The organism is Xanthomonas euroxanthea (assembly GCF_900476395.1).
In the GTDB taxonomy this organism is placed as follows: Bacteria; Pseudomonadota; Gammaproteobacteria; order Xanthomonadales; family Xanthomonadaceae; genus Xanthomonas; species Xanthomonas euroxanthea.
In genome coordinates this window covers 38278-63074 of sequence record NZ_UIHB01000002.1, presented here as the reverse complement: position 1 = coordinate 63074, position 24797 = coordinate 38278, and the positions used below count along the sequence as shown (strand labels likewise).

Here is a 24797-nt window from a genome sequence, read left to right as displayed (position 1 = left end):
TCTCCGGATTCAGCTCCACACGGATTCCGGCGATGCTCAACCAGATCAAACAAGACGCGCAGACGCGCATGACCAAGAGCATCGATGCTCTGCGCCATTCCCTGACCACGGTGCGCACCGGCCGCGCCTCTCCGGCGCTGCTGGACGGCATCAAGGTCAAGGCCTACGGCACCGACACCCCCCTCAACCAGGTTGCCAGCATCAGCGTCTCCGAAGGCCGCTCGCTGGTCATCAGCCTGTTCGACAAGGGCATGATCAAGGACGTCGAGAAGGCGATCTATGCCTCGGATCTGGGCCTGACCCCGACCGTGGTCGGCACCGTGATCCGTCTGAACCTGCCGCCGCTGACCGAGGAGCGCCGCAAGGAGCTCAGCAAGTCCGTGCATGGCGAGGGCGAGGACAGCAAGGTGGCCATCCGCAACATCCGTCGCGATGCCAACCAGCAGGTCAAGGATCTGCTCAAGGACAAGGCGGTCACCGAAGACGAGGCGCGCAGCGCCGAGGACGACATCCAGAAGCTGACCGACAAGGCCATCAAGGATGTGGATGAGGTCGTCAAGGCCAAGGAACAGGAACTGATGACGGTCTGATCGTGGCATCGCCTGCCATGCATCCAGCACCTTCCGCTGCCGCCGTGCCGCGCCACATTGCCATCATCATGGATGGCAATGGGCGTTGGGCGCAGCGTCGGCGGCGTCCGCGCATGATCGGTCATCGCGCCGGCGCGCGCGCGGTCAACCGCACCATCGACTTCTGCCTGGAAAAAGGCGTCTCGGCGCTCACCCTGTTCGCGTTTTCCAGTGAAAACTGGGGGCGCCCGCAGGAGGAAGTCGATGCGCTGATGAAACTGTTCCTGCATGCACTCGACCGCGAGGTCGACGAGCTGCAGCGCCGCGGCGTGCAAGTGCGCTTCATCGGCGATCGCGGCCGCTTCGCGGCGCCGCTGCGCGAGCGCATGGCCGGTGCCGAACGCATCACCGCGGCCAATTCGCGCCTGGTGCTGAGCATTGCCGCCAGCTATGGCGGCCGCCAGGACATTGCGCTGGCCGCGCGGGCCCTGGCCGAAGAAGTGGCGGCCGGTCGCCTGCAACCGCAGCAGATCGACGAAGCGCTGCTGGCCAGCCGCGTCGCGCTGGCCGACCTGCCGGCGCCGGACCTGTTCATCCGCACCGGCGGCGACACCCGCATCAGCAATTTCCTGCTGTGGCAGCTGGCTTATACCGAACTGTGGTTCACCGAAACCCTGTGGCCGGAGTTCGATGCCGGCGTACTGCAGCAGGCACTGGATGACTATGCCGGGCGCGAACGTCGCTTCGGCCTGACCAGCGCCCAGATCGCCGACAAGGCGACGGAGAGCTCCTCCGCATGACCAAGACCCGCGTGATTGCCGCGCTGATCATGGCGCCGCTCGCCATCTGCGCGATCGTGCTGCTGCCCACGCAATGGCTGGCGGCGCTGGCGGCGATCCTGTTCCTGACCGGTCTGTGGGAGTGGCTCAAGCTCTCCGGCATCGACGACAGCCTGCCGCGCACCGTGCTGCTGATGCTCAATCTGCTGCTGATGGTGCTGATGGTGTGGGCCTCGGCCGGCTCCATGGTGCTGTTCCAGATCGCCGCCCTGGTGGGGGTGGTCTGGTGGCTGCTGGCGCTGCTATGGCTGCGCTTTTTCACCTTCGGTGCCGATCACGGCAACGGCCAGGCGCGCGCGCTCAAGCTCGCCGCCGGCACCCTGGCGGTCCTGCCGGCCTGGGCTGCGCTGGTGCTGCTGCACGCCAACCCGGACAAGGGCAACCTGTGGCTGCTGACCGCGCTGACCATGGTGTGGGCGGCCGATTCGGGCGCCTATTTCGCCGGCCGCGCGTTCGGCAAGCACAAGCTGGCGCCGCGGGTCAGCCCCAACAAGACCATCGAAGGCCTGCTCGGCGGCATGGTCGCCGGCATCGTGGTCGCCTGCGCATTCGGCTGGCTGGCCGGGCTGACCCTGGCGCATGTGCCGCAGCTGGTGCTGGTCTCGGCGGTGGCGGTGCTGGCCTCGGTGCTGGGCGATCTGTTCGAGAGCCTGCTCAAGCGCCACGCCGGCGCCAAGGACTCGGGTGCGGTGATTCCGGGCCATGGCGGCGTGCTGGATCGTATCGACGGCGTGCTCGCCGCCCTGCCGGTGTTCGCACTCGGCAAGGAAATTCTCGGATTCTAGGCATGGCTGGCTCCCCTCTCCGTCAGGTCGCCGTGTTCGGCGCTACCGGCTCGATCGGTGCGTCGGCACTGGATGTGATCGCCCGTCATCCGCAGCGGCTGCGCGCCAGCGTGCTGTCGGCCGGCAGCAAGGTCGACGAGCTGCTGGCGCTCTGCGTCACCCATCGCCCTGCGCATGCGGTGATCGCCGACCCATCCCTGTATCCGGCACTGCGCGACGGTCTGCGCGCGGCCGAATTGGCCACCCAGGCGCACGCCGGCTCCGACGCCCTGGACGCGCTGGCTGCCAGCGATGCCTGCGACACCGTCGTCGCGGCGATCGTGGGAGCGGCCGGCCTGCCCTCCACGCTTGCCGCAGCCCGCGCCGGCAAGCGCCTGCTGCTGGCCAACAAGGAATCGCTGGTACTGGCCGGCGAGCTGCTGACCCGCACCGCGGCGGCGGCCGGCGCCGAGATCATCCCGATCGACAGCGAACACAGCGCGATCTTCCAGTGCCTGCGCTCCTGCGACGCCAGTCGCGGCGTGCGCCGGGTGATCCTGACCGCGTCCGGCGGGCCGTTCCGCGGCTGGGACCGCGCCGCGCTGAGCGCTGTCACCCCCGCGCAGGCGGTCGCCCATCCCAAATGGTCGATGGGGCCGAAGATCTCGGTGGATTCGGCGACGCTGATGAACAAGGGCCTGGAAGTGATCGAAGCGCATCACCTGTTCGGCCTGCCCGGTGCGCAGATCGATGTGCTGGTGCACCCGCAGAGTCTGGTGCACTCGCTGGTGGAATTCGTCGACGGTTCCACCCTGGCCCAGCTCGGCCTGCCGGACATGCGCACCACGCTGGCGGTCGGCCTGGCGTGGCCGGAGCGGGTCGAGTCCGGGGTTGCCGGGCTGGACCTGCTGACCCAGGGGCGGCTGGATTTCGAGGCGCCGGACACCGCCGCATTCCCATGCCTGCGCCTGGCCTGGGAGGCGCTGGAGGCCGGTGGAACCGCGCCTGCGGTCCTGAACGCGGCCAATGAAGTGGCTGTTTCAGCGTTTCTTCAGGGCCAGGTGGGTTTCCTAGCGATTCCCGCGTTGGTCGAACACACACTGACAACGCTCCCACGGCACAATGCCGACTCCCTCGACACCCTGCTTTCTGCCGATGCGCAAGCGCGGCAGATCACCGAACGCGCCCTCGCCCATCACCGCCTTCATGCCTGATCGATTTACGCAGACGAGTTGCATCCATGGGTGATTTCATCGGTTCGGTCTGGTGGATGATCGTCAGCCTGGGCGTGTTGGTGACCTTCCACGAATTCGGCCACTTCTGGGTCGCGCGCCGCTGCGGCGTCAAGGTGCTGCGCTTTTCGGTGGGCTTCGGCAAACCGTTGTGGATGCGGCGCGACCGTCACGGCACCGAGTTCGTGGTGGCGGCCATCCCGCTGGGCGGCTACGTCAGGATGCTCGACGAGCGCGAAGGCGACGTGCATCCGGCCGAGCAGGACCAGGCCTTCAATCGCAAGACCGTGTGGCAGCGCATCGCCATCGTAGCCGCCGGCCCGATCGCCAACCTGCTGCTGTGCATGGCGATGCTGTGGGCGATGTTCGTGGTCGGCAAACAGGATTACTCGGCCACCGTCGGCCGTGCCGATGGCCTGGCCGCCGAAGCCGGCCTGACCCCGGGCGAGCGCATCGTGCGCATCGATGGACGCGATGTCAGCAGTTGGAGCGATGCCAGCATGCAGCTCACCACCGCGGCGATGGACAAGCGCGATATCCACGTACTGACCGCCACCGACGGCGCCGGCAACCGCGAGCACACGCTGCGGCTGTCGCAGCTGCCGGCCGGCTTTGACGAGCGCCGCGTGGCCTCGCTGGCCGGCATCGGCTGGCAGTTCATGCTGCAGCCGCCGGTGGTGGGCCAGGTGGTCGCCGGCTCCGCGGCGCAGGGGCTGCTGCAGCCGGGCGACCGCATTGTCGCCATCGACGGCCAGCCGATTCGCTCAGCCGACGAGATTCCTGCCCAGCTGCAGGCACTGGGCGCGCAAGGCGGTACCGGCATGATCGAGGTCGCGCGCGGCGAAGACCGGCTGGCGCTGGAAATCGCCCCGCGCCGGTCGCCGCAGGGCCAGTGGCTGCTGGGCGTGGGATTTGCGGCAGCGCAGGCGCCGGCCTACGACAGCCGCCAGCAGTACGGCGTGTTCGCCGCGGTGCCGGCGGCGATCCGTGAAACCGGCCGGATGACCGCCGATTCGCTGGGCATGATGAAGCGCATGCTGACCGGCCAGGCCTCGGTCAAGAACATCTCCGGGCCGGTCACGATCGCGCGCGCGGCCAACGCCTCGGCCGAACGCGGGCTCGACTGGTTCCTGTATTTCCTCGGATTGCTGTCGCTCAGCCTGGCGATCATCAACCTGATGCCGATCCCGATCTTGGACGGTGGGCATCTGCTGTATTACCTTATCGAGTTGGTCAAGGGCAGCCCGATCAGCGAACGGGCCATGATTGCCGGGCAATATGTCGGCCTGGCGGTCCTGGCCGGGCTGATGGGACTGGCGTTCTACAACGACATCCTCGGCCTGGTTCCACGATGAAGCTGCTCCACTCTTTCCGCCTGTTGTCGTCGTCATACGTCGGCATCCAGCAACACCCGAAATCGACTCCAACCGGATGTGACATGACGCGTCTTCCCACTCGCCGCCTGCTTGCCCTCGCTCTTGCCGCCGGCCTCAGCCTGCCAGTCGTTGCCCTGGCCGCAGAGCCGTTCGTTGCCAGCGACATCCGCGTCGACGGCCTGCAGCGCATCGCCTCCGGCACCGTGTTCACCTATCTGCCGGTGAACCGCGGTGACACCGTGGACGATGCCAAGGTCGCCGACTCGATCCGTGCGCTGTACCGCACCGGCTTCTTCGAGGACGTGCAGCTGGATCGCCAGGGCAACATCCTGGTGATCACCGTGAAGGAGCGTCCGGCGATCAACAAGCTCACCGTGACCGGCAACAAGGACATCAAGTCCGAGGAGCTGCTCAAGGGCCTGGGCGACATCGGCCTGACCGAAGGCGGCACCTTCGATCGCCTGAGCCTGGACCGCGTGACCCAGGAACTGACCCGCCAGTACAACAACCGCGGCAAGTACAACGTCGAGATCACCCCGACGGTGAGCCCGCTGGACCGTAACCGCGTGGATGTGGCGATCGCGATCAAGGAAGGCAAGGCGGCCAAGATCCGCCACGTCAACCTGATCGGCACCGAGAAGTTTGCCAACGAGGACATCCTGGAGAACTGGGAGTCCAAGGAGCACAACTGGGCCTCGTGGTACCGCCGCGACGACCAGTACTCCAAGGAAAAGATGTCCGGCGACCTGGAGAAGCTCAACTCCTGGTACCTGGACCGCGGCTACGTGGACTTCAGCATCGACTCCACCCAGGTGTCGATCAGCCCCGACAAGCGCGACATGTTCGTCAGCGCCGGCGTCACCGAGGGCGAGCAGTACAAGATTTCCGAGATCAAGGTCACCGGCGACACCGTGCTGCCGCAGGCCGACATCGAGCGTCTGGTCATCCCCAAGGCCGGCGACATCTTCTCGCGTGCGCTGCTGGAGTACACCTCCGATGCGATCACCAACACGCTGAGCAACGTCGGTTACGCGTTCGCCAAGGTCAACCCGATCCCGACCCCCAACCGCGAGGACCGCACCGTTGCGGTGAACCTGCAGGTGGTGCCGGGCCCGCGCGTGACCGTGCGCCGCATCCTGTACAAGGGCAATAGCCGCACCTCCGATGAGGTGTTGCGCCGCGAAATGCGCCAGTTCGAAAATACCTGGTACTCGCAGGCGGCGATCGACCGTTCCAAGATCCGTCTGCAGCGCCTGGGCTACTTCGAGAGCGTGGACGTGGAAACGCCGGCGGTGCCGGGCAGCAACGACCAGGTCGACGTGGTCTACAACGTCAAGGAAACCACCTCCGGCAGCTTCGTGTTCGGCCTGGGTTATTCGCAGAGCTTCGGTGTGACCACCTCGGTGCAGTTGTCGCAGAACAACTTCCTGGGCGGCGGCAACCGGGTGGCGGTGGAAGCCTCGCGCAGCAGCTACCAGCAGCGCTACGCGTTTTCCTATACCAACCCGTTCTTTACCGACGACGGCGTGTCGCTGGGCTACAACCTGTCGTGGCGCTCGCTGGACTACTCGGACTTCAACACCGCGCAGTACAACAGCAAGAATGGCTCGGCGCAGGTGGTGTTCGGCGTGCCGATCACCGAGAACGACACCGTCTCGGCGATGGTCGGCATCGACAGCAACCAGATCAACACGTTCCAGGGCCAGACCCCGCAGGCGATCATCGACTACATCGATGCGGTCGGCACGCGCACCTTCCATGCCTGGCGCACCGAGCTGGGTTGGGCGCGCGACACCCGCAACGACTTCTTCATGCCGACCCGCGGCATGTACCAGCGTGTCGGCCTGGAGACCACCCTGCCCGGCTCCACGGTCGAGTACTACAAGCTCAACTATCAGATTTCCAATTACTGGCCGATCATCCCGGCGATCGTGTTGAACACCCGCTTCGAGCTGGGCTATGGCGACAGCTACGGCAATGACAGCACGCGCGTGGTGACCGACGCCAATGGCGTGTCGCGCACCATCACCGCCACCGGCCTGCCGTTCTACGAGAACTTCTACGCCGGCGGTACCAATTCGGTACGCGGCTTCGAGGACAACACGCTGGGTCCGCGTTCGGAACGGACGGTGAACTATTCGCGCGGCCAGCCGCTGGGTGGTTCGTTCAAGACCGTCGGTTCGGTGGAAATGTATTTCCCGAAGCTGTTCGACAGCCCGTCGGCACGCGTATCGGCGTTCTTCGACTTCGGTAACGTCTACGACGGCGTGGACAACTTCAAGGCCAACGAGCTGCGTGCGTCCACCGGCGTGGCGCTGTTGTGGCGCGCACCGGTCGGCCCCATCTCGATCAGCTACGCGTTCCCGCTGAAGAAGGAAGACAACGACGAGATCGAACGTCTGCAGTTCACCTTCGGCGGCCAGTTCTAACAGCCAACGGCAACAAAAAGGCGGCCCGCGCGTGCGGGCCGCCCGTGTATCGCAGGTGGAGTGTCGGCCGGTCAGAACCAGCTGTCGAACCAGGTGGATACGGTGTTGGACAGGCAGCTGGCGATGTCGCCGGCAGGCAGGCTGAGACACTGCAGCTGCTGCTCACCGATCGCCTTGCCCTGCTCGATATCGAAGGATTGGGCCGATGCACTCGCGACCGCGCCCATCATGACCAGACCACCAAGGATGGAAAGAACGGTTTTCATATGCTTGCTCCTGGATTCGCCGCTTGATTGCGACAGGACCCTAGATACGCAGGCTTTGTTGGGAACTGTTTAATGGTGTTTTTTCCCCGTTAAAGCGGCGCTCCCACATTTACAAGAGGTTCACCCCGATGCGCTTGACCGCCAGTGCAATTGCCGAACAATTTGGGTTGACCGTCGTTGGCGATGGCGCCGTAGAAGTCAGTGGCGTCGCCACCCTGGCGCATGCCGGCGCCGGGCAACTGAGCTTTTTGTCCAATCCGCGCTACCGGCCGCAACTGGGCCAGAGCCAGGCGGCCGTGGTGGTCCTGCGCGCCGACGATGCGGCGGATGCACGCGGCACCGCGCTGGTCGCCAAGGATCCCTATACCGCCTTTGCCAAGATCGCGGCCTTGTTCGATGTGGCGCCGGTGCGCGAACCGGGGATCCACCCTTCCGCGGTGATCGATCCCAGCGCACAGGTTTCGCCGAACGCCCACGTCGGCCCGTTCGTCAGCATCGGTGCGCGCAGCCGCGTGGGCGATGGCTGCGTGATCGGCACCGGCAGCATCATCGGCGAAGACTGCGTGGTCGAGGACGGCAGCGAGCTGCTCGCCCGCGTCACCCTTGTCACCCGGGTGCGCCTGGGCAAGCGCGTGCGTATCCATCCAGGTGCGGTGATCGGTGCCGACGGCTTCGGCCTGGCGATGGATGCCGGGCACTGGATCAAGGTCCCGCAACTGGGCGGCGTGGTGATCGGCGACGACTGCGAGATCGGCGCCAACACCTGCATCGACCGCGGCGCACTGGAAGACACCGTGCTGGAAGAAGACGTGCGCGTGGATAACCTGGTGCAGATCGCGCACAACTGCCACATCGGCGCGCATAGCGCCATCGCCGGCTGTACCGGGATCGCCGGCAGCGCCAAGATCGGTCGTTACTGCCTGCTCGGCGGGCATGTCGGCGTGGTCGGGCATCTGGAGATCTGCGACAAGGTGGTGATCACCGGCAAGTCGGTAGTGCGCAATTCCATCCATGAGCCGGGCGAGTATTCGTCCGGCACCCCTCTCACCGACAATCGCACGTGGCGCAAGAATGCCGCGCGCTTCAAACAACTCGATGTGCTGGCAAGGCGCATCCTGGCTGTGGGCAAGGAGAAAGAATGAGTCACCCCACTTACGAGCTGCCGATCGACGTCAACCAGATCCAGACGCTGATCCCGCACCGCTATCCGTTCCTGCTGATCGACCGGGTCATCGAGCTCGACCTGGATGCCAAGCGCATCGTCGGGCAGAAGAACGTCAGCATCAACGAGCCATTTTTTCAGGGCCATTTCCCCACCCGCCCGGTGATGCCCGGCGTGCTGATCATCGAGGCACTGGCGCAGGCCGGCGGCGTGATGACCCAGCTCGGTCTGGGACGCGACGCGCTGTCCAAGCTGTTCTACATGGTCAAGGTCGACAACGCCCGCTTCAACAAGCAGGTGGTGCCGGGCGACGTGCTGATGCTGGAAGTGCAGATGAAGCGCCTGATCCGCAACATGGGATGCTATTACGGCGAGGCCAAGGTCAACGGCGAAGTCGTGGCCAGTGCCGAAGTCATGTGCGCCGGCGCCAAGGAATAACCGTTTTGGAGGTGAGACACGATGCGTGATCAAGCACCCTTGATTCATCCCACCGCCGTCATCGATCCGTCGGCGCAACTGGCCAGCGATGTGCGCGTGGGTGCGTTTTCGCTGATCGGCGCCGATGTGCAGATCGATGCGGGCACCGAGGTGGGGCCGCATTGCTCGATCCACGGCCCGACCCGGATCGGCCGCAACAACCGCTTCATCGGCCACGCCGCGATCGGCGGCGAACCGCAGGACAAGAAGTACGCCGGCGAGCGCACCGAGCTGGTGATCGGCGACGGCAACGTGATCCGCGAATTCGTCACCATCAATCGCGGCACTGGCGGCGGTGGCGGCATCACCGTGGTCGGCGACGACAACTGGATGCTGGCCTACACCCACGTGGCGCACGACTGCCATGTCGGCAACCACTGCGTGTTCTCCAACAACACCACACTGGCCGGCCATGTCACCGTGGGCGACTACGTGATCATCAGCGGCTTTGCCGGCGCGCATCAGTTCTGCCGGATCGGCGCGCACGCCTTCCTGGGCATGGGCGCGCTGACCAACGGCGACGTGCCGCCGTTCACCATGGTCGGCAGCGAATCGCTGGGCCGCCCGCGCGGCATCAACAGCGAAGGGCTCAAGCGGCGCGGCTTCGATGCCGAGCGCATCACTGCGATCAAGCGCGCCTACCGCACGCTATACGTCGCCGGCCTGCCGCTGGCCGAAGCCAAGCTGCAACTGGCCGAACAGGCCAAGAGCAGCGAAGACGTGCGCGGGCTACTCGAGTTCATCGAGGCGGCGGAAAGGCCGTTGTTGCGATGACGGGAATCGGGAATCGGGAATCGGGAATCGATGCAGGCGCGCATGCAGACGCGCCTGCCGCCGGCCCATCGTCAGCACTTCCGATTCCCCATTCCCCACTCCCGATTCCCAGCGCGCAAACGCGCGCCCCGCGCATCGCGCTGATCGCCGGCGAAGCCTCCGGCGACATCCTGGGTGCGGGCCTGATCGAACAGCTGCGGCGCCGCTATCCGGGTGCTGAATTCGTCGGCATCGGTGGCGATGCAATGCGTGGTGCCGGCTGCCAGACCTGGTTCGATGCCAGCGAACTGGCGGTGATGGGGCTGACCGAAGTGCTGCAGCATCTGCCGCGGCTGTTGAAGCTGCGCCGCGCCTTCCGCGAGCGGGTGCTGGCGTGGAAGCCGGACGTGTTCATCGGCATCGACGCACCCGATTTCAATCTATCGGTCGAGCGCTGGCTCAAGCAGCGCGGCGTGCGCACCGTGCATTACGTCAGCCCGTCGGTCTGGGCCTGGCGCGAGAAGCGTGCGGAAAAGATCGGCGCCAGCGCCGACCTGGTGCTGTGCCTGTTTCCGATGGAGCCGCCGATCTATGCCAGGCACGGCATCGATGCGCGCTTTGTCGGCCACCCGATGGCCGACGACATCGCCTACCAGGCCGATCGCGCAGCCGCACGCGCCAAGCTGGGCCTGTCCGCGTCCAGCACCGTGCTGGCGGTGTTGCCCGGCAGCCGGCATGGTGAAATCAGCAAGCTCGGCGATACCTTCTTCCAGGCCGCCTGGCTGGTGTCCGAGCACCTGCCCAACCTGCACGTGCTGGTGCCCGCGGCCAACCCCGGCTGCAAGCAGCTGCTGGCCGAACAATTATCGCGGTCGTCGCTCCCGGTGCTGCGTTCGCACCTGCTCGATGGCCAGGCGCGCACCGCGATGCTGGCCGCCGATGTGGTGCTGCTGGCGTCGGGCACCGCGACGCTGGAGGCGATGCTGGTCAAGCGCCCGATGGTGGTCGGCTACAAGGTCGCCCCGCTCACCTACCGTATCGTCAAGACGCTGGGCCTGCTCAAGGTCAACCGCTACGCGCTACCCAACATCCTGGCCAACGACGATCTCGCCCCCGAGCTGATGCAGGACGACTGCACCCCGGAACGGCTGTGCGTGGCCCTGCTGGACTGGTTCAAGCACCCGGAAAAGGTCGCCGCCCTGCAACCGCGCTACCTCGCCCTGCACGCCGAACTGCGCCGCGACGCATCGGCACGCGCGGCCGATGCGGTGGCTGGGCTGCTGATGCAGCCGGAATCGGGAATCGGGAGCCGGGAATCGGCAGGAGCCGGGTCGTGAAGCGCTTAACTTCCCACGGTGCCGTTCTCGTTCCGACGGCGCAGGACGCGCTTTTTCACGATTCCCCAGTCCCGATTCCCGATTCGCGTTTGATTGCCGGTGTCGACGAAGCGGGCCGCGGCCCGCTTGCCGGGCCGGTGGCGGTGGCGGCGGTGGTGTTCGACCCGAGCAAGCCGCGCATCAACGGGCTGGACGATTCCAAGCAGCTGAGCGCGCAGCGGCGCGAGCAGTTGTATGCGCGCATCGTCGAGCGGGCGCTGGCGTGGTCGGTGGTGCTGATCGACAGCGAGGAGATCGACCGCATCAACATCTACCAGGCGACCATGCTGGGCATGCGGCGTGCGGTGGAGGGCGTGGCGCATGTGGCCGGGTTTGCGCGCATCGACGGCAACCGGGTGCCCAAGGGCCTGCCCTGCCCGGCCGAGGCCTTGATCGGCGGCGATGCGCTCGATCGCGCCATCATGGCCGCCTCGATCGTGGCCAAGGTCACCCGCGACCGCCTGATGCACGCCCTGCACGCCCAGCATCCGGAATACCGCTTCGACCAGCACAAGGGCTACGCCACGCCGGTGCATCTGGCCGCGCTGCGCAGCCACGGACCCTGCCCGCAGCACCGCCGCAGCTTCGCCCCGGTGCGGCGTGCGTTGGGCATCGAGGCGACGCAGTCGCCGTGGGACGTGCCCTGCGCGGCCCCGGCCGATGACCTGCTGCTGGCCGACTGATCGACCGCCCTCCGGGCGAACCTGAAACGGTAATGGCGTCCTCCTTCGCTTGGCGTGCATGCCGCCGCTGCGGCCATGGTCTGGAGCGTCGCGTCCCGCACACGCAGCCCCGCACGCCTGCCGATCCGCGCAATCGCCACCGTCGCGCTGCGCGCAGCTAGCCAAAGCCTGAATCGGCCGCACCGCCCAGCCCCCGTGGCAGCTGGCCGCGGCCCTGCGCCGGCGCTGTCAAGCCTTGTTCGACCCGACCACGCTCGCTACCCTGACCACGCATTATTCCGGTCTCGCATGTCCACTTCCCGCTTCGTCCATCTGCACGTCCACACCGAGTTCTCGCTGGCGGATTCCACCATCCGTGTGCCCGAGAAACCGGATCAGGCTGACCCGAAAAAGGCCAAGCAGGCCAACCTGCTGAGCCGCGCGGTCGAACTCGACATGCCCGCGCTGGCGGTCACCGACCTCAACAACCTGTTCGCGCTGGTCAAGTTCTACAAGGCCGCCGAAGGCGTGGGCATCAAGCCGATCGCCGGCGCCGACGTGATGATCGCCACCCCGGACATGACGCCCTGGCGCATGACCCTGCTGTGCCGGGACCGCGAAGGCTACCTGAGCCTGTCGCGCCTGCTGACCCGCGCCTGGATGGAAGGCCACCGCCCCGAAGGCGGCGTGGCGATCCACCCGGAGTGGCTGCAGAGCGGCCACGCCAACCTGTTCGCCCTGGCCGGGCGTGACAGCCTGGCCGGGCGCCTGTTCGGCGAGGGCCGCGCCGACCTGGCCGAGCAGCAACTGGCCGACTGGCAGCGCGTGTTCGGCGATGGCCTGCACCTGGAACTGACCCGCACCGGGCGCGAGGGCGAGGAACGCTTCAACCAGTTCGCGCTGCATGCGGCCGGTGTGCGCGGCCTGCCGGTGGTGGCCAGCAACGATGTGCGCTTCCTGTACGCCAGCGACTTCAATGCCCACGAGGCGCGGGTGTGCATTTCCTCCGGCCGCGTGCTCGACGATCCCAAACGTCCGCGCGACTACAGCGACCAGCAATACCTGAAGTCCGGCGACGAAATGGCCGCGCTGTTCGCCGACGTGCCCGACGCGATCGACAACACGCTGGCGCTGGCACAGCGCTGCAACATCGAGATGCGCCTGGGTACCTACTTCCTGCCCGCCTACCCGGTGCCGGAAGACGAGACGCTGGACAGCTGGATCCGCAGCCAGTCGCGCGCGGGCCTGGCCGCACGCCTGGAAAAGAACCCGATCGCGCCCGGCAAGACCCGCCAGGACTATGTCGACCGGCTGGAATTCGAGCTGGACACCATCATCAAGATGGGCTTTCCCGGCTACTTCCTGATCGTGGCCGACTTCATCCAGTGGGGCAAGAACCAGGGCATTCCGATCGGCCCGGGCCGCGGTTCCGGTGCCGGCTCGCTGGTGGCCTGGGCGCTGCAGATCACCGATCTGGATCCGCTGCCGTACAACCTGCTGTTCGAGCGCTTCCTCAACCCGGAACGCGTGTCGATGCCCGACTTCGACATCGACTTCTGCATGGATCGCCGCGACGAGGTGATCGACTACGTGGCGCGCAAGTACGGCCGCGACCGGGTCAGCCAGATCATCACCTACGGCACCATGGCGGCCAAGGCGGTGGTGCGCGACGCCGGGCGCGTGCTCGGCTTCAGCTACGGTCTGGTTGACAGCGTCGCCAAGCTGATCCCCAACATCCTGGGCATCACGCTCAAGGATGCGATGGGCGAAGGCAAGGACTCGGAGATGGCCTCGCCGGACCTGATCCAGCGCTACCAGGTCGAGGACGACGTACGCGACCTGATGGATCTGGCCCGTCAGCTCGAGGACCTCACCCGCAACGCCGGCAAGCACGCCGGCGGCGTGGTGATCGCGCCCGAGCCGCTCTCCGAGTTCTGCCCGCTGTTCGCCGAACACGACCAAGACGGACGCGGCAAGAACCAGGTCACCCAGTTCGACAAGGACGACGTCGAAGCGGTCGGCCTGGTCAAGTTCGACTTCCTCGGCCTGCGCACGCTGACCATCATCGATTGGGCGGTCAAGGCGATCAACGTGCGCCACGCACGCGCCGGCATCGACCCGGTCGACATCAGCGCCATTCCGCTCGACGATGCCCCCACCTACAAGGGCGTATTCGCCTCGGGCAATACCGGCGCGGTGTTCCAGTTCGAATCCTCGGGCATGCGCCGCCTGCTCAAGGACGCGCGCCCGGACCGTTTCGAAGACCTGATCGCGCTGGTGTCGCTGTACCGCCCCGGCCCGATGGACCTGATCCCGGACTTCAACGCGCGCAAGCACGGCCAGCAGGAGATCGTCTACCCGGATCCGCGCACCGAAGTCATCCTCAAGGACACCTACGGCATCATGGTGTACCAGGAGCAGGTGATGCAGATGGCGCAGATCGTCGGCGATTATTCGCTGGGCGGCGCCGACCTGCTGCGCCGCGCGATGGGCAAGAAGGTGCCGGCCGAAATGGCCAAGCACCGCGAGATCTTCCGCGAAGGCGCGGCCAAGGGCGGAGTGAGCGCGGCCAAGGCCGACGAAATCTTCGACCTGATGGAGAAGTTCGCCGGCTACGGCTTCAACAAGTCGCACGCCGCCGCCTACGCGCTGGTCAGCTACCAGACCGCCTGGCTGAAACGGCATTACCCGGCCGAATTCATGGCCGCGACGCTGTCCTCGGACATGGACAACACCGACAAGGTGGTGGGCTTTCTCGACGAGGTGCGCAATCTTGGCCTGACCGTCAAGCCACCGCGCGTCAACGAGTCGGCCTACATGTTCGAGGCCGCCAGCCCGGACACCATCCAGTACGGCCTGGGCGCGATCAAGGGTGTCGGCCAGGGCGCCTGCGAGGCGATCGTCGAAGAACGCCAGCGCGGCGGCCCCTACACCACCTTGCTGGATTTCTGCACGCGCGTGGGCACCGCCAAGCTCAACCGGCGCACGCTGGAAGCGATGATCAACGCCGGCGCGATGGACGGGCTGGGCAAGAACCGCGCCTCGCTGATGCTGCAGCTGCCGGAAGTGGTCAAGGCCACCGAGCAGTTGGCGCGCGAACGCGCCTCGGGCCAGAACTCGCTGTTCGGCGGGCCGGACCCGAGCGCACCGGCGCTGCGTCTGGACCTGCCCGAAAGCAAGGAATGGCCGCTGGGCCAGTTGCTCACCGGCGAGCGCGAAACGCTGGGCTTCTATCTCAGCGGTCACCCGTTCGACCCGCACCGCGACGAAGTACGCGAGCTGGTCGGCTGCGACCTGGGCGCGCTGGAGAAGATCCTCGCCTCGCAACAACGCGGCGGTGGCGGCGGTGGCGATGGCGAAAAACGCGCCTGGCGCCCGGAAGTCAGCGCGATCCTGGCCGGCCAGGTGATCGGCGTGCGGCGCAAGGGCGACAGCCAGGTGTTCGTGCAGCTCGAAGACGGCCGTGGCCGGGTCGAATGCAGCGCGTTCTCCGATGCGATGGCCGAGTTCGGGCATCTGCTCACCCGCGACCGCATCCTGATCGTCAAGGGCGGCCTGCGCGAGGACGAATTCAACGGCGGCTACAGCCTGCGCATCCGCCAATGCTGGGACTACGAGCAGATCTGCGCCGACCACGCACAACGCCTGTCGCTGCGCCTGGACCTGCGCGAGAAACAGGCCTGGAAGCGCATCGACGCGCTGCTGGCCAAGCACCGCCCCGGCAAGACCCCCCTGCGCCTGGACCTGCTGCTGCGCGCCCCGACCGGTGGCGTGGCCGGCATGCTCGACCTCAACGGCAGCCACTCGGTGCGGATCGACCAGCAGCTGATGGACAACCTGCGTGCCGACCCCGCAGTGCGGACCTTGAAGATCAAGTACAGCCCTCCGTGGGCTTGAGGATGGGGAGTCGGGAATGGGGAATCGCAAAAGCGAGGCCGCCATCCGCCCTGCTTTGATTCCCCATTCCCGATTCCCGATTCTCCTAACCCCACCGTACGGGTTCATCGGACGCATTCGGCTACACTCCCCGCCTTACGTCGACGACACCACTGCATGAATCCTAACTACCTCGACTTCGAGCAACCCATCGCCGATCTGGAAGCAAAGATCCAGGAACTGCGCAAGGCCAGTACCGGTCCTGCAGTCAACGTGGACACCGAGGTGCGTGCGCTGCGCGACAAGCTGCGCGTGCGTACCGCACAGATCTTCCGCGACCTGTCGGCCTGGCAGGTCTCGCAGCTGGCGCGCCATCCGCAGCGCCCGTACACGCTGGACTACATCAACACCATCTGCGACGAATTCCAGGAACTGGCCGGCGACCGCGCCTATGCCGACGACAAGGCGATCGTCGGGGGCCTGGGCCGCATCGATGGCCGCGCGGTGGTGATCATCGGTCACCAGAAGGGCCGCGACACCAAGAGCAAGGTCGCCCGCAACTTCGGCATGCCGCGTCCGGAGGGCTACCGCAAGGCGCTGCGCCTGATGAAGCTGGCCGAGCGTTTCCGCCTGCCGCTGCTGACCTTCATCGACACCCCGGGCGCCTACCCCGGTATCGGTGCCGAGGAACGCGGCCAGTCCGAAGCGATCGCGCGCAACCTGCTGGAGATGGCCGAACTGAAAGTGCCGGTGATCTGCACCGTGATCGGCGAAGGCGGCTCCGGCGGCGCGCTGGCGATCGGCGTGGGCGACCGCACCTTGATGCTGGAATACGGCACCTATTCGGTGATCTCGCCCGAAGGCTGCGCTTCGATCCTGTGGAAGGACGCGGCCAAGGCCAAGGACGCCGCCGAGCAGCTCGGCCTGACCGCCAAGCGCCTGAAGGGCCTGGGCCTGGTCGACAAGGTGATCCGCGAACCCACCGGCGGCGCGCATCGCAATCCCGAACAGATGGGCAAGCGCCTCAAGGCCGTGTTGCTCAATGAGCTGGAAGCGCTGGAAAAGCTGCCGGTCGAAGGCCTGCTGCAGCGTCGTTACGAGCGCCTGCGCAGCTACGGTGCCTACGAAGGCAACTGATCGGCGATACGTCGAGGCGATGGTGCTGCGTGCACCATCGCCAGCCAGCAAGACGATTGGTCATCGAGGAAGGACCTGGTCTCAATAAGCCCTGCCTCTCCTGTCACCGGTGTTGCAGGCCGCCTGCTGCGCGCTTGTCGTACTCAGCAGGCGGGCGCTGTACTGGATCTTCATCCTGATCGCGTTCGCGTTCCTGGCGGTGTTGATCCAGGTGTGCGGCCGCAGACGTCGCCGGATCCCGGCTTGTCTCCCATGCGTGTCGGCCACTGCGCGCCCAGGTGATGTCCTCCATCGGCGCGCGGTGCCGGCCTGCACCCCGCGGGGTCGCATCACCATCGTCGGCGGCGCATCGACTGCGTCAGGCAAACGCACGCGCTGCCTGTACTTCAACAACGCTCAGAACGGCTTGGCCAGCACCAGCCAGATGACCGCGACCAGCAACACCACCGGCACTTCATTGAACAGCCGCAGCGCGCGACCGCTGGGCAGGCTGCGGCCCTGATCCACGCCCTTCAACCAGCGCCCGGCCACGATGTAATGCGCCAGGATCAAGGCCACCGCAAACAGTTTTGCGTGCAGCCAGCCACCGGCCACCATCGTCGGAAAATCCGGAATCACCCGATAGCCCTGCCACAGCACCGCGCCCAGCAGCAGCGCCAGGCCCAGCATGCTGTGGCCGAATCTGTAGAGGCGGCGCCCCATCAGCACCAGGCGTGTGCGTACCGCAGGCTCGGCACCGGCTTCGGCGATATTGACCAGGATGCGTGGTAGGTAGAACACCGCCGCCATCCACGCAGTGACGAACAACAGATGGAAGGTCTTGATCCACAGGTACAGGGTCATGTGCTGGCTTCGCTGGCTGGCGTAGGATGGCCCGCATTTTCACCCATCCGCTCATGCGAAAGCACCTGAAGTCCATGTCCGAACCCGACGACAAGCAGTACGACGCCCACTATTTCCGCCGCTGGTACAGGGATGCGGGGCTGGCCGACCCTGCGCGCCTGCGACGCAAGGTCGCACTGGCGGTGAGCCAGGCCGAGTACTACCTGGAGCGCCCGATCCGCAGCGTGCTGGATATCGGTTGTGGCGAGGCGGCCTGGCGCGCGCCATTGTTGGCCTTGCGCCCCAGGCTGAGCTATCTGGGCTTCGACAGCAGCGCCTATGCGGTACAGCGTTACGGGCGCAGCCGGCAGATCCATCCTGCCCGCTTCGGCGATTTCGCCTGGCTGCGCCCCTGCGCGCCGGTGGATCTGCTGATCTGCTCGGACGTGCTGCATTACGTGCCCACCCGCGAGTTCAACCAGGGGCTGCCGGGGCTGGCCGAGATGTGCGCGGGCGTGGCGTTTCTGGAGACATTTGCCGAAGAAGACGCCTTCGAGGGCGACCACGAGGGTTTTCAGGCGCGGCCGGCGCGCTGGTATCGGCGCCGCTTCGCCGGCGTGGGGTTTGCTGCACTCGGTTCGCACTGCTGGTTGTCGCCGCAATTGGCCGATGAGGCGTCTGCGTTGGAGCGCGGCTGAGCAGGACGTTGGCCGGCTGAGGCACACATGGCGAGGCGAGTGGCTTCGCCGCGCGCCCTCCCGCCACCAAGAAAGCGGCCTTACTTCCTTCTCCCGCCGGGAGAAGGTGCCCCGCAGGGGCAGATGAGGGTACGCACGAAGCCTGGTGGAAGTTGAGTGCGTGTGGGCCTCCCCCCTCGCCCCTCCCCGCAGGCAGAGGAGCCTGCCAGGCAGTCCGCACGGCTCTGCGAGAACGCGCACTTCCAGCGCGGCGCCGTCGTCCGACGTATCTCCGATGGCGGCAACGTAAAATCGCGGCAAATCAGGGCGCTCGCGCCTGCCACAGCTTGGATGACAGCCTCTACCGTCCGCAGCCCCATTAAGGTGCAAATGCGCCAAAGGGGGTATGCTGCGCGGCAGCAAAGAGCCGCACGGATGGGTGGAATGCTTTATCAATTGCACGAGCTGACCCGCAATCTGCTAGCGCCTTGGGTGCACCAGGCCCAGGCGAACGCCAAGATGTTTTCCGACCCCGACAGTCTGTGGGCCTCGCTCCCGGGCGCCGAACGCATGGCGGCCAGCAATGAGCTGTTCCATCGACTGGGCAAGGAGTACGAAAAGCCGGCCTGGGCGCTGGACGATGTCGAGGTCGACGGCCACTCGCTGCCGATCATCGAACGTGAAGTGCTGAGCAAGCCGTTCTGCCGCCTGCTGCGCTTCAAGCGTTTCAGCGACCATGTCGAGTTGATCGGCACGATGAAGCAACAGCCGGCCGTGCTGGTGGTGGCGCCGTTGTCCGGCCACCACGCCACCCTGCTGCGCGACACCGTGCGCACGCTGCTGCGCAACCACAAGGTCTACGTGACCGACTGGGTGGACGCGCGCATGGTGCCGCTGGAAGCCGGTGCCTTCCGGCTCGAGGACTACATCAACTACATCCAGGAGTTCATCCGTCACATCGGCGCCGAGCGCCTGCACGTGGTGAGCGTGTGCCAGCCCACCGTGCCGGTGCTTGCGGCGGTGTCGCTGATGGCCACCAACGATGAGCCCACGCCGCGCTCGCTGGTGATGATGGGCGGGCCGATCGATGCGCGCCGCAGCCCGACCCAGGTCAACAACCTGGCTACCGAGAACGGCATCGAGTGGTTCCAGAACAACCTGATCCACACCGTGCCGTTCCCGTATCCGGGCCATGGCCGGCAGGTGTATCCGGGCTTCCTGCAGCACGCCGGCTTCCTGTCGATGAACCCCAATCGGCACGTGATGTCGCACTGGGATTTCTACACCGACCTGGTCAAGGGCGATCTGCAGGACGCGCAGGCGCACCGGCAGTTCTACGACGAATACAACGCCGTGCTCGACATGCCGGCCGAGTATTACCTGGACACCATTCGCGTGGTGTTCCAGGACTTCCTGCTGCCGCAGGGCAAGTGGAAAGTGGATGGCCAGCTGGTCAAGCCCTCGGCGATCCGCAACACCGCGCTGCTCAGCATCGAAGGCGAACTGGACGATATCGCCGGCCTCGGCCAGACCGAAGCGGTGCACGATCTGTGCACCGGGATCGACGCGGCGCATCGCCGCCATCTGGTGGTGGAAGGTGCCGGCCACTACGGTATCTTCAGCGGCCGCCGCTGGCGCGAAGTGGTGTACCCGCAGGTGCGCGAATTCATCGCTCGCTACGATGCCGACCCGGTGGGCAGCCGCGATCCGGCCACCGTCACCCCGATCCGCAAGCGCGGCAAACGCGCTTGACCTGCAACAAAAAACGCCCCTCGATCGAGACCGATCGAGGGGCGTTTTTTTTATGCGCAGATGCCTGGTTCGCGCCAACCCAGAGGACTGGTCGCGTGCGCGGTGCCCTCACCGCCCTCACCGCCCGCAGGAGTGCCATGAACCCTTCCCGGTTCGGCATCGTGGAGCGCATCCTGGAGCGTCGCCGGGTCCGCGCAGGCCAGGGCTGGCGCACTTGCACAAGGTCACCGGGAATGGTGGCCGGCAACGGACGTGCCTGTCATCAGTGGGTCCCCTCCAGCACTGCGTCAACCGAATCGCGGGGGGCGCGCCAGGCGGCGCTCCAGTCGCGCAGGCAATCACGCCCGGTTTGGGCGATGCGGTAGTAGCGCCGCGGCGGCCCGGACGCGGAGGGCTCGACATGGCTGTGCGGCAGCCCTGCGCCGTCCAGATTGCGCAGCACCGGATACAGCGCGCTCTGCTTGCCGCTGAGCACGCCGCCCAGCCGCTCCAGCCGCTTGGCGATCAGATAGCCGTACAGCGGCGCATCGGCCTGCGCCAGCACTGCCAGCAAGGCCAGCGACACCGTGCCGGCACTCAGCTCCTTCTGGAATGTCCGCAGGCAGGCATCGGATTCGCTCATCGGCCAGCTCCACCAGGTCGAAGGCAATGCTATTGCGAGTTAGGAATAGCGAATATGTCGGTAGTCACGGGCCGGGATAGGAAAATCGGGATTGGGGATTTGCAAAGGCAAGCAACCGAGAATTTCCTTAAACCGACTCAAGCGAACTGAAGAAGACCTGGCGCGTTATTTGCAGGCCCGCTTTTGCGAATCCCCAATCCCGACTCCCCAATCCCCGCTCATGTGCTTAGAACCATTGGGTTACTCCCTTTGCGGCAGCGCTCCACTACAGTCATTGCCCACTGGGCCGATACCACTTGCTCAGACGACTCACTTTTTCGATAGGGCGACACGATGCGACTAGCACGCTTGGCACAGCCGGCCATGGCTGAAACTTCCTTTGGCGCCACCCGGTGCCTGTGCTTGGCGATCGGGTTGTCACTGCCGGCACTGGGGTTTGCGCAGGCGCAGACCGCGCCGGTCAATGCCGAGCAGACCCAGCCGGAACCGGCGAAGGCCGCGCCCGCCGCGCCCGCCGCTCCTGCGGCGCCCGCGCCCGCCAAGGGGTATCCGCTCGAAGCGCAGGGCTGGGGAGCCAAGCAGGGCGGCAACATGTGGCAGGTGCGTTGGGCCGAGGACTGGTCGTATCTGAAGGATCCATCCAAGCGCAAGAGCCCGTTCGATCCGCTCAAGTACATTCCGTTCAATGAATCGGGCGATGTGTATGTCTCGCTCAGCAACGAACTGCGCGTGCGCAGCAATACCATCACCAATCCCGGTCTGATTCCCGGCAGCCACTCGCAGCAGCAGTACCTGTTGCGCGCGTTCTTCGGTGCCGACTTCCATATTGGCGAGCACTTCCGTCTGTACACGGAACTGGCGCACGGCAGCCTGGATGGACGCAACGAGGGCGCCAAGACCGGTACGCAGGAAAACAACGCGATCCTGCAGCAGGTGTTTTTCGATGTGAAAGGACGCGTCAATGATGCCGACCTCGGCCTGCGCGTGGGCCGCCAGGTGTTTGTCGATGGCCCCACCACGCTGATGGCCTTGCGCGACAACACCGACATCTTCGTGACCTTCAACGGTGTGCGCGCCTGGGCGATCGGCGAAAAGACCCGCGTGGACCTGTTCGATTTCAACTTCAACCTGGATGGCACCGAGGGACTGGGCGATGATCGCATCGACCGCTCGCGGCACTTCCGCGGCGTGGTCGGCGGCTGGCGCATGCCGACCGCCAAGCCGATGTATCTGGAGCCGTTCTTCTATCAGTTCCGCAACGACAACCAGGTCTGGGGCCGGCAGACCGCCGAAGAAAACCGCAACTACTACGGGCTGCGCCTGTGGGGCAATGTGGGCAAGCTGCGCACCGACTCGTTCGTGACCGTGCAGCGCGGCAGCTACGGCGGGCGCGACCTGCGTGCCTACATGGCCAGCACCTCCAATGCGTGGACGCTGAGCGACAACGGCTGGAAGCCGCGCCTGGGCTTCCATAGCGAAATCGCCTCCGGTGGCGGCGGCACCTCCGGCACCGGCACGCTGCGCAACAACAACTTCCTGTACGGCAATACGATCTACTTCAGCTGGGCGACGTTCTTCGGCCCGGTCAACCTGGTCACCGCCGCGCCCACGTTCACCTTCTCGCCCACATCCAAGCTCACGGTGAACCTGGAATGGGAAACCCTGTGGCGCCAGACCACCAGCGATGCGATCTACAACAACCAGGCACGCGCCTACGCACGCACGCAGAACACCGGCGAGCGCCGCATCGGCACCATGCCGCGCATCAACGCCACCTGGAACATCGACCCGAACTGGTCGGTGACCTTCCGCGCCGAACACCTGATGGCAGGGCCCGCGCTCGAAAAAGCCGGCTACGGCGATTCGACCTTCGTCATGGGCTGGTTGAACTTCCGGTTCTGAACGCCGTTTGCCGGCACTGCAATCTGCTGACTCGATGTGCGAGCGTTCTGTTTTAACGCGTACTCGATCACATGCCGCGTCCCGCAAGGGCGCGGCATGTTGGTTTCTAAGCCTTGGCCTGTCTGATGACCACGCGTTTTTCGCAGGCTGCAGGCATCTGGCGAGCGAGGCCTTCGCCTACTTGTACGACCGATTGCGTTCGACGGACAACCGCGCCCCCGCCTTGCCGAGACACCACACCACCGCCCCCCAACCGAAAGCCATGTTTGGCTTGAGCGCAGCAGCATCAGCCCAGTCGCCCAGGCGGTCGCGGCTGTCATACGCGCCTCCAGTGCCGTGAGTCCCTTCTCTCCGGCGGGATGAGGAAGCGACCTGCTACCGCCTTGCGCACGCGAAGTGTCACTGCCTGAGGGCGACCTTTCAGCACGCAGCAGTGCATCTTTTACGAATCCCCAATGCCCAATCCCAAATCCCCGCCTCACCTGCACCGGGCACGACCGAATGCCTACAATGCGCGCATGTCCGAATCTCTCACCCCGCATTCCCGCCCTTCCCTGCAACGGGTCTTCCTGACCGGCTTGCTCACCCTGCTGCCGGTCTGGTTGACCTGGGTGGTGGTGAAGTTCGTCTTCTCGCTGTTGTCGGGCATCAGCAGCCCGTGGGTGGTGCCGCTGTCCGAACGCATCGCCGCCTCGTTCCCCGATTATCTGGGCTGGATCAAGGCGCTGTGGGTGCAGAACACCATCGCGCTGATCGCCACCGTGGGCGTGATCCTGTTCGTCGGCATCCTGAGCCGGCGCGTGATCGGCCAGCGCCTGCTGCGCTGGTTCGAGGCGATCATGCGGCGCATCCCGCTGGCCAGCGTGGTCTACGACAGCGCGCGCAAATTGCTCGACATCCTGCAGACCCAGCCCGGCAGCACCCAACGCGTGGTGCTGATCGACTTCCCGCATCGCGACATGAAGTCGATCGGCCTGGTCACGCGGGTGATCAAGGAACAGGGCACCGGCCGCGAGCTGGCGGCGGTGTATGTGCCGACCACGCCCAACCCGACCTCCGGCTATCTGGAGATCGTGCCGGTGGAGCTGCTCACGCCCACCGACTGGAGCGTGGATCAGGCCATGAGCTTCATCATCTCCGGCGGCGCAGTGGCGCCCGACTCGGTTCCCTTCACCCGCACGGCGGATCGCTGACGCAATGACACGGCCGCGTACCCTCGACGATCGTGCGGTCCGCCTGTTCATTGCGCTGGCCGCGTTCTTTTGCGTCAACGCGGCATTGGCCGAGTTCATCGGCGTCAAGATCTTCGCGCTGGAAGACACCCTCGGCATCGCGCCGTTGAACTGGAACCTGTTCGGCCAGACCGGCTCGCTCAGCTTCACCGCCGGCACCTTGTTGTGGCCGGTGGTGTTCATCATGACCGACACCATCAACGAGTTCTTCGGCAGCCGCGGGGTGCGTTTCATCTCGTGGGTGGCGGTGGTGCTGATCGGCTACGGCTTCGTGTTCGCGTTTGCCGCGATCGCATTGGCGCCGGCAGCCTGGTGGGTCACGGCGGCGCAGGGCCAGGGCGTGCCCGACTACCAGGCGGCCTTTGCAGCGGTGTTCGGCCAGGGCCTGTGGACGATCGGCGGCTCGCTGGTGGCGTTCCTGTTCGGCCAGTTGATCGACGTGTCGGTATTCCATCGCATCCGCCGCGCCACCGGCGAAAAGCACGTGTGGCTGCGTGCCACCGGCTCCACGGCGGTGTCGCAATTGGTGGACAGCTTCGTGGTGATCTACATCGCCTTCGTGCTCGGACCGCAGCACTGGTCCATCGACCAGTTTCTGGCGGTGAGCACGCTCAACTACGTGTACAAGATGGGCTTTGCGATCGCACTGATCCCGCTGCTGTATCTGGCGCGCCGCGCCATCGGCGCATACCTGGGCGCCGAGCGCGCCGAGCAGCTACGCGAAGAAGCCGCCTCCGGCTGACAACGCGGAAGCCTGCCGGCCGCATCGCTGCAGGGCAACCACCGGCGCCCGGGCGGCGGCATCGAACCGTCACATCGGTCTTGCGCGCAGCCCGCCTGCCGCCCGTTCGCTGCGCTTGCCGATCATGCGA

At 65.9% G+C, this 24797-nt stretch carries 21 protein-coding genes; 18 read left to right on the top strand and 3 right to left on the bottom strand.

What is annotated here, in order from left to right; genetic code table 11:
* Positions 1–32 precede the first annotated feature (32 nt).
* The 6 genes from frr to bamA all read left to right on the top strand — a co-directional run bounded on the left by frr (position 33) and on the right by bamA (position 7209).
* On the top strand, positions 33–590 hold the full coding sequence (gene frr / locus CPBF1521_RS07365) for a ribosome recycling factor (RefSeq protein ID WP_104532588.1): 558 nt from the start codon (positions 33–35) through the stop codon (positions 588–590).
* Positions 591–607: 17 nt separating this feature from the next.
* Positions 608–1369: a polyprenyl diphosphate synthase gene (gene uppS, locus CPBF1521_RS07360; protein WP_181901148.1), complete on the top strand. Its 762-nt coding sequence runs from the start codon at positions 608–610 to the stop codon at positions 1367–1369.
* Positions 1366–2193: a phosphatidate cytidylyltransferase gene (locus CPBF1521_RS07355; RefSeq protein WP_016902394.1), complete on the top strand. Its 828-nt coding sequence runs from the start codon at positions 1366–1368 to the stop codon at positions 2191–2193. Before uppS ends, CPBF1521_RS07355 begins: the two co-directional genes overlap by 4 nt.
* A gap of 2 nt (positions 2194–2195) precedes the next feature.
* Positions 2196–3386: a 1-deoxy-D-xylulose-5-phosphate reductoisomerase gene (locus tag CPBF1521_RS07350; protein ID WP_115676598.1), complete on the top strand. Its 1191-nt coding sequence runs from the start codon at positions 2196–2198 to the stop codon at positions 3384–3386.
* A 26-nt stretch (positions 3387–3412) separates the two neighbouring features.
* Entirely contained in the window at positions 3413–4759 is a 1347-nt protein-coding gene (gene rseP, locus CPBF1521_RS07345; protein ID WP_102252330.1) for an RIP metalloprotease RseP, read from the top strand.
* Positions 4760–4842: 83 nt separating this feature from the next.
* Entirely contained in the window at positions 4843–7209 is a 2367-nt protein-coding gene (gene bamA / locus CPBF1521_RS07340; protein ID WP_024940379.1) for an outer membrane protein assembly factor BamA, read from the top strand.
* A 71-nt stretch (positions 7210–7280) separates the two neighbouring features.
* Here bamA and CPBF1521_RS07335 read toward each other — a convergent pair whose 3' ends face one another.
* A complete protein-coding gene (locus tag CPBF1521_RS07335) occupies positions 7281–7475 on the bottom strand; it encodes a hypothetical protein (RefSeq protein WP_046342163.1) in 195 nt (64 codons plus the stop codon).
* 128 nt (positions 7476–7603) lie between these two features.
* Here CPBF1521_RS07335 and lpxD point away from each other — a divergent pair, with 128 nt between their 5' ends.
* From lpxD to CPBF1521_RS07300, 7 genes are all read left to right on the top strand, one after another.
* Positions 7604–8617: a UDP-3-O-(3-hydroxymyristoyl)glucosamine N-acyltransferase gene (lpxD, locus tag CPBF1521_RS07330; RefSeq protein ID WP_046342162.1), complete on the top strand. Its 1014-nt coding sequence runs from the start codon at positions 7604–7606 to the stop codon at positions 8615–8617.
* Positions 8614–9075, top strand: coding sequence for a 3-hydroxyacyl-ACP dehydratase FabZ (gene fabZ, locus CPBF1521_RS07325; protein WP_016902400.1), 462 nt, complete (start codon positions 8614–8616; stop codon positions 9073–9075). Before lpxD ends, fabZ begins: the two co-directional genes overlap by 4 nt.
* Positions 9076–9096: 21 nt before the next feature.
* Positions 9097–9888, top strand: coding sequence for an acyl-ACP--UDP-N-acetylglucosamine O-acyltransferase (gene lpxA / locus CPBF1521_RS07320; RefSeq protein ID WP_024940381.1), 792 nt, complete (start codon positions 9097–9099; stop codon positions 9886–9888).
* Entirely contained in the window at positions 9885–11204 is a 1320-nt protein-coding gene (gene lpxB, locus CPBF1521_RS07315) for a lipid-A-disaccharide synthase (protein ID WP_235858412.1), read from the top strand. Before lpxA ends, lpxB begins: the two co-directional genes overlap by 4 nt.
* Complete coding sequence (locus CPBF1521_RS07310; protein WP_115676597.1) at positions 11201–11926, top strand: ribonuclease HII; 726 nt, start codon at positions 11201–11203, stop codon at positions 11924–11926. Before lpxB ends, CPBF1521_RS07310 begins: the two co-directional genes overlap by 4 nt.
* 288 nt (positions 11927–12214) lie before the next feature.
* Positions 12215–15802, top strand: a complete 3588-nt coding sequence (dnaE, locus tag CPBF1521_RS07305) for a DNA polymerase III subunit alpha (RefSeq protein ID WP_115676596.1) — start codon at positions 12215–12217, stop codon at positions 15800–15802.
* 156 nt (positions 15803–15958) lie between these two features.
* Positions 15959–16918, top strand: a complete 960-nt coding sequence (locus CPBF1521_RS07300) for an acetyl-CoA carboxylase carboxyltransferase subunit alpha (protein WP_053045248.1) — start codon at positions 15959–15961, stop codon at positions 16916–16918.
* A gap of 396 nt (positions 16919–17314) precedes the next feature.
* On the opposite strand, the gene CPBF1521_RS07295 is transcribed toward CPBF1521_RS07300, so the two are convergent.
* Positions 17315–17761, bottom strand: a complete 447-nt coding sequence (locus CPBF1521_RS07295) for a CopD family protein (RefSeq protein WP_104583405.1) — start codon at positions 17759–17761, stop codon at positions 17315–17317.
* A gap of 74 nt (positions 17762–17835) precedes the next feature.
* On the opposite strand from CPBF1521_RS07295, the gene CPBF1521_RS07290 reads away from it, so the two are divergent.
* Together CPBF1521_RS07290 and CPBF1521_RS07285 are read left to right on the top strand one after the other, a co-directional pair.
* Positions 17836–18438 (top strand): methyltransferase, encoded by a 603-nt coding sequence (locus CPBF1521_RS07290; protein ID WP_162490522.1) that lies wholly within the window; start codon positions 17836–17838, stop codon positions 18436–18438.
* Between the two features lie 423 nt (positions 18439–18861).
* Entirely contained in the window at positions 18862–20169 is a 1308-nt protein-coding gene (locus CPBF1521_RS07285) for a polyhydroxyalkanoate depolymerase (RefSeq protein WP_181901147.1), read from the top strand.
* Positions 20170–20431: 262 nt separating this feature from the next.
* Here the strand turns inward: CPBF1521_RS07285 and CPBF1521_RS07280 are convergent, their stop codons facing one another.
* Positions 20432–20791: a PadR family transcriptional regulator gene (locus CPBF1521_RS07280; RefSeq protein WP_115676592.1), complete on the bottom strand. Its 360-nt coding sequence runs from the start codon at positions 20789–20791 to the stop codon at positions 20432–20434.
* Positions 20792–21124: 333 nt separating this feature from the next.
* On the opposite strand from CPBF1521_RS07280, the gene CPBF1521_RS07275 reads away from it, so the two are divergent.
* The 3 genes from CPBF1521_RS07275 (at position 21125) to CPBF1521_RS07265 (ending at position 24667) form a co-directional block, all read left to right on the top strand.
* Positions 21125–22693: an alginate export family protein gene (locus CPBF1521_RS07275; protein ID WP_181901146.1), complete on the top strand. Its 1569-nt coding sequence runs from the start codon at positions 21125–21127 to the stop codon at positions 22691–22693.
* Between the two features lie 518 nt (positions 22694–23211).
* Complete coding sequence (locus CPBF1521_RS07270) at positions 23212–23886, top strand: DUF502 domain-containing protein (protein ID WP_115676590.1); 675 nt, start codon at positions 23212–23214, stop codon at positions 23884–23886.
* Between the two features lie 4 nt (positions 23887–23890).
* Positions 23891–24667 (top strand): queuosine precursor transporter, encoded by a 777-nt coding sequence (locus CPBF1521_RS07265; protein ID WP_104583407.1) that lies wholly within the window; start codon positions 23891–23893, stop codon positions 24665–24667.
* Positions 24668–24797: the final 130 nt, after the last annotated feature.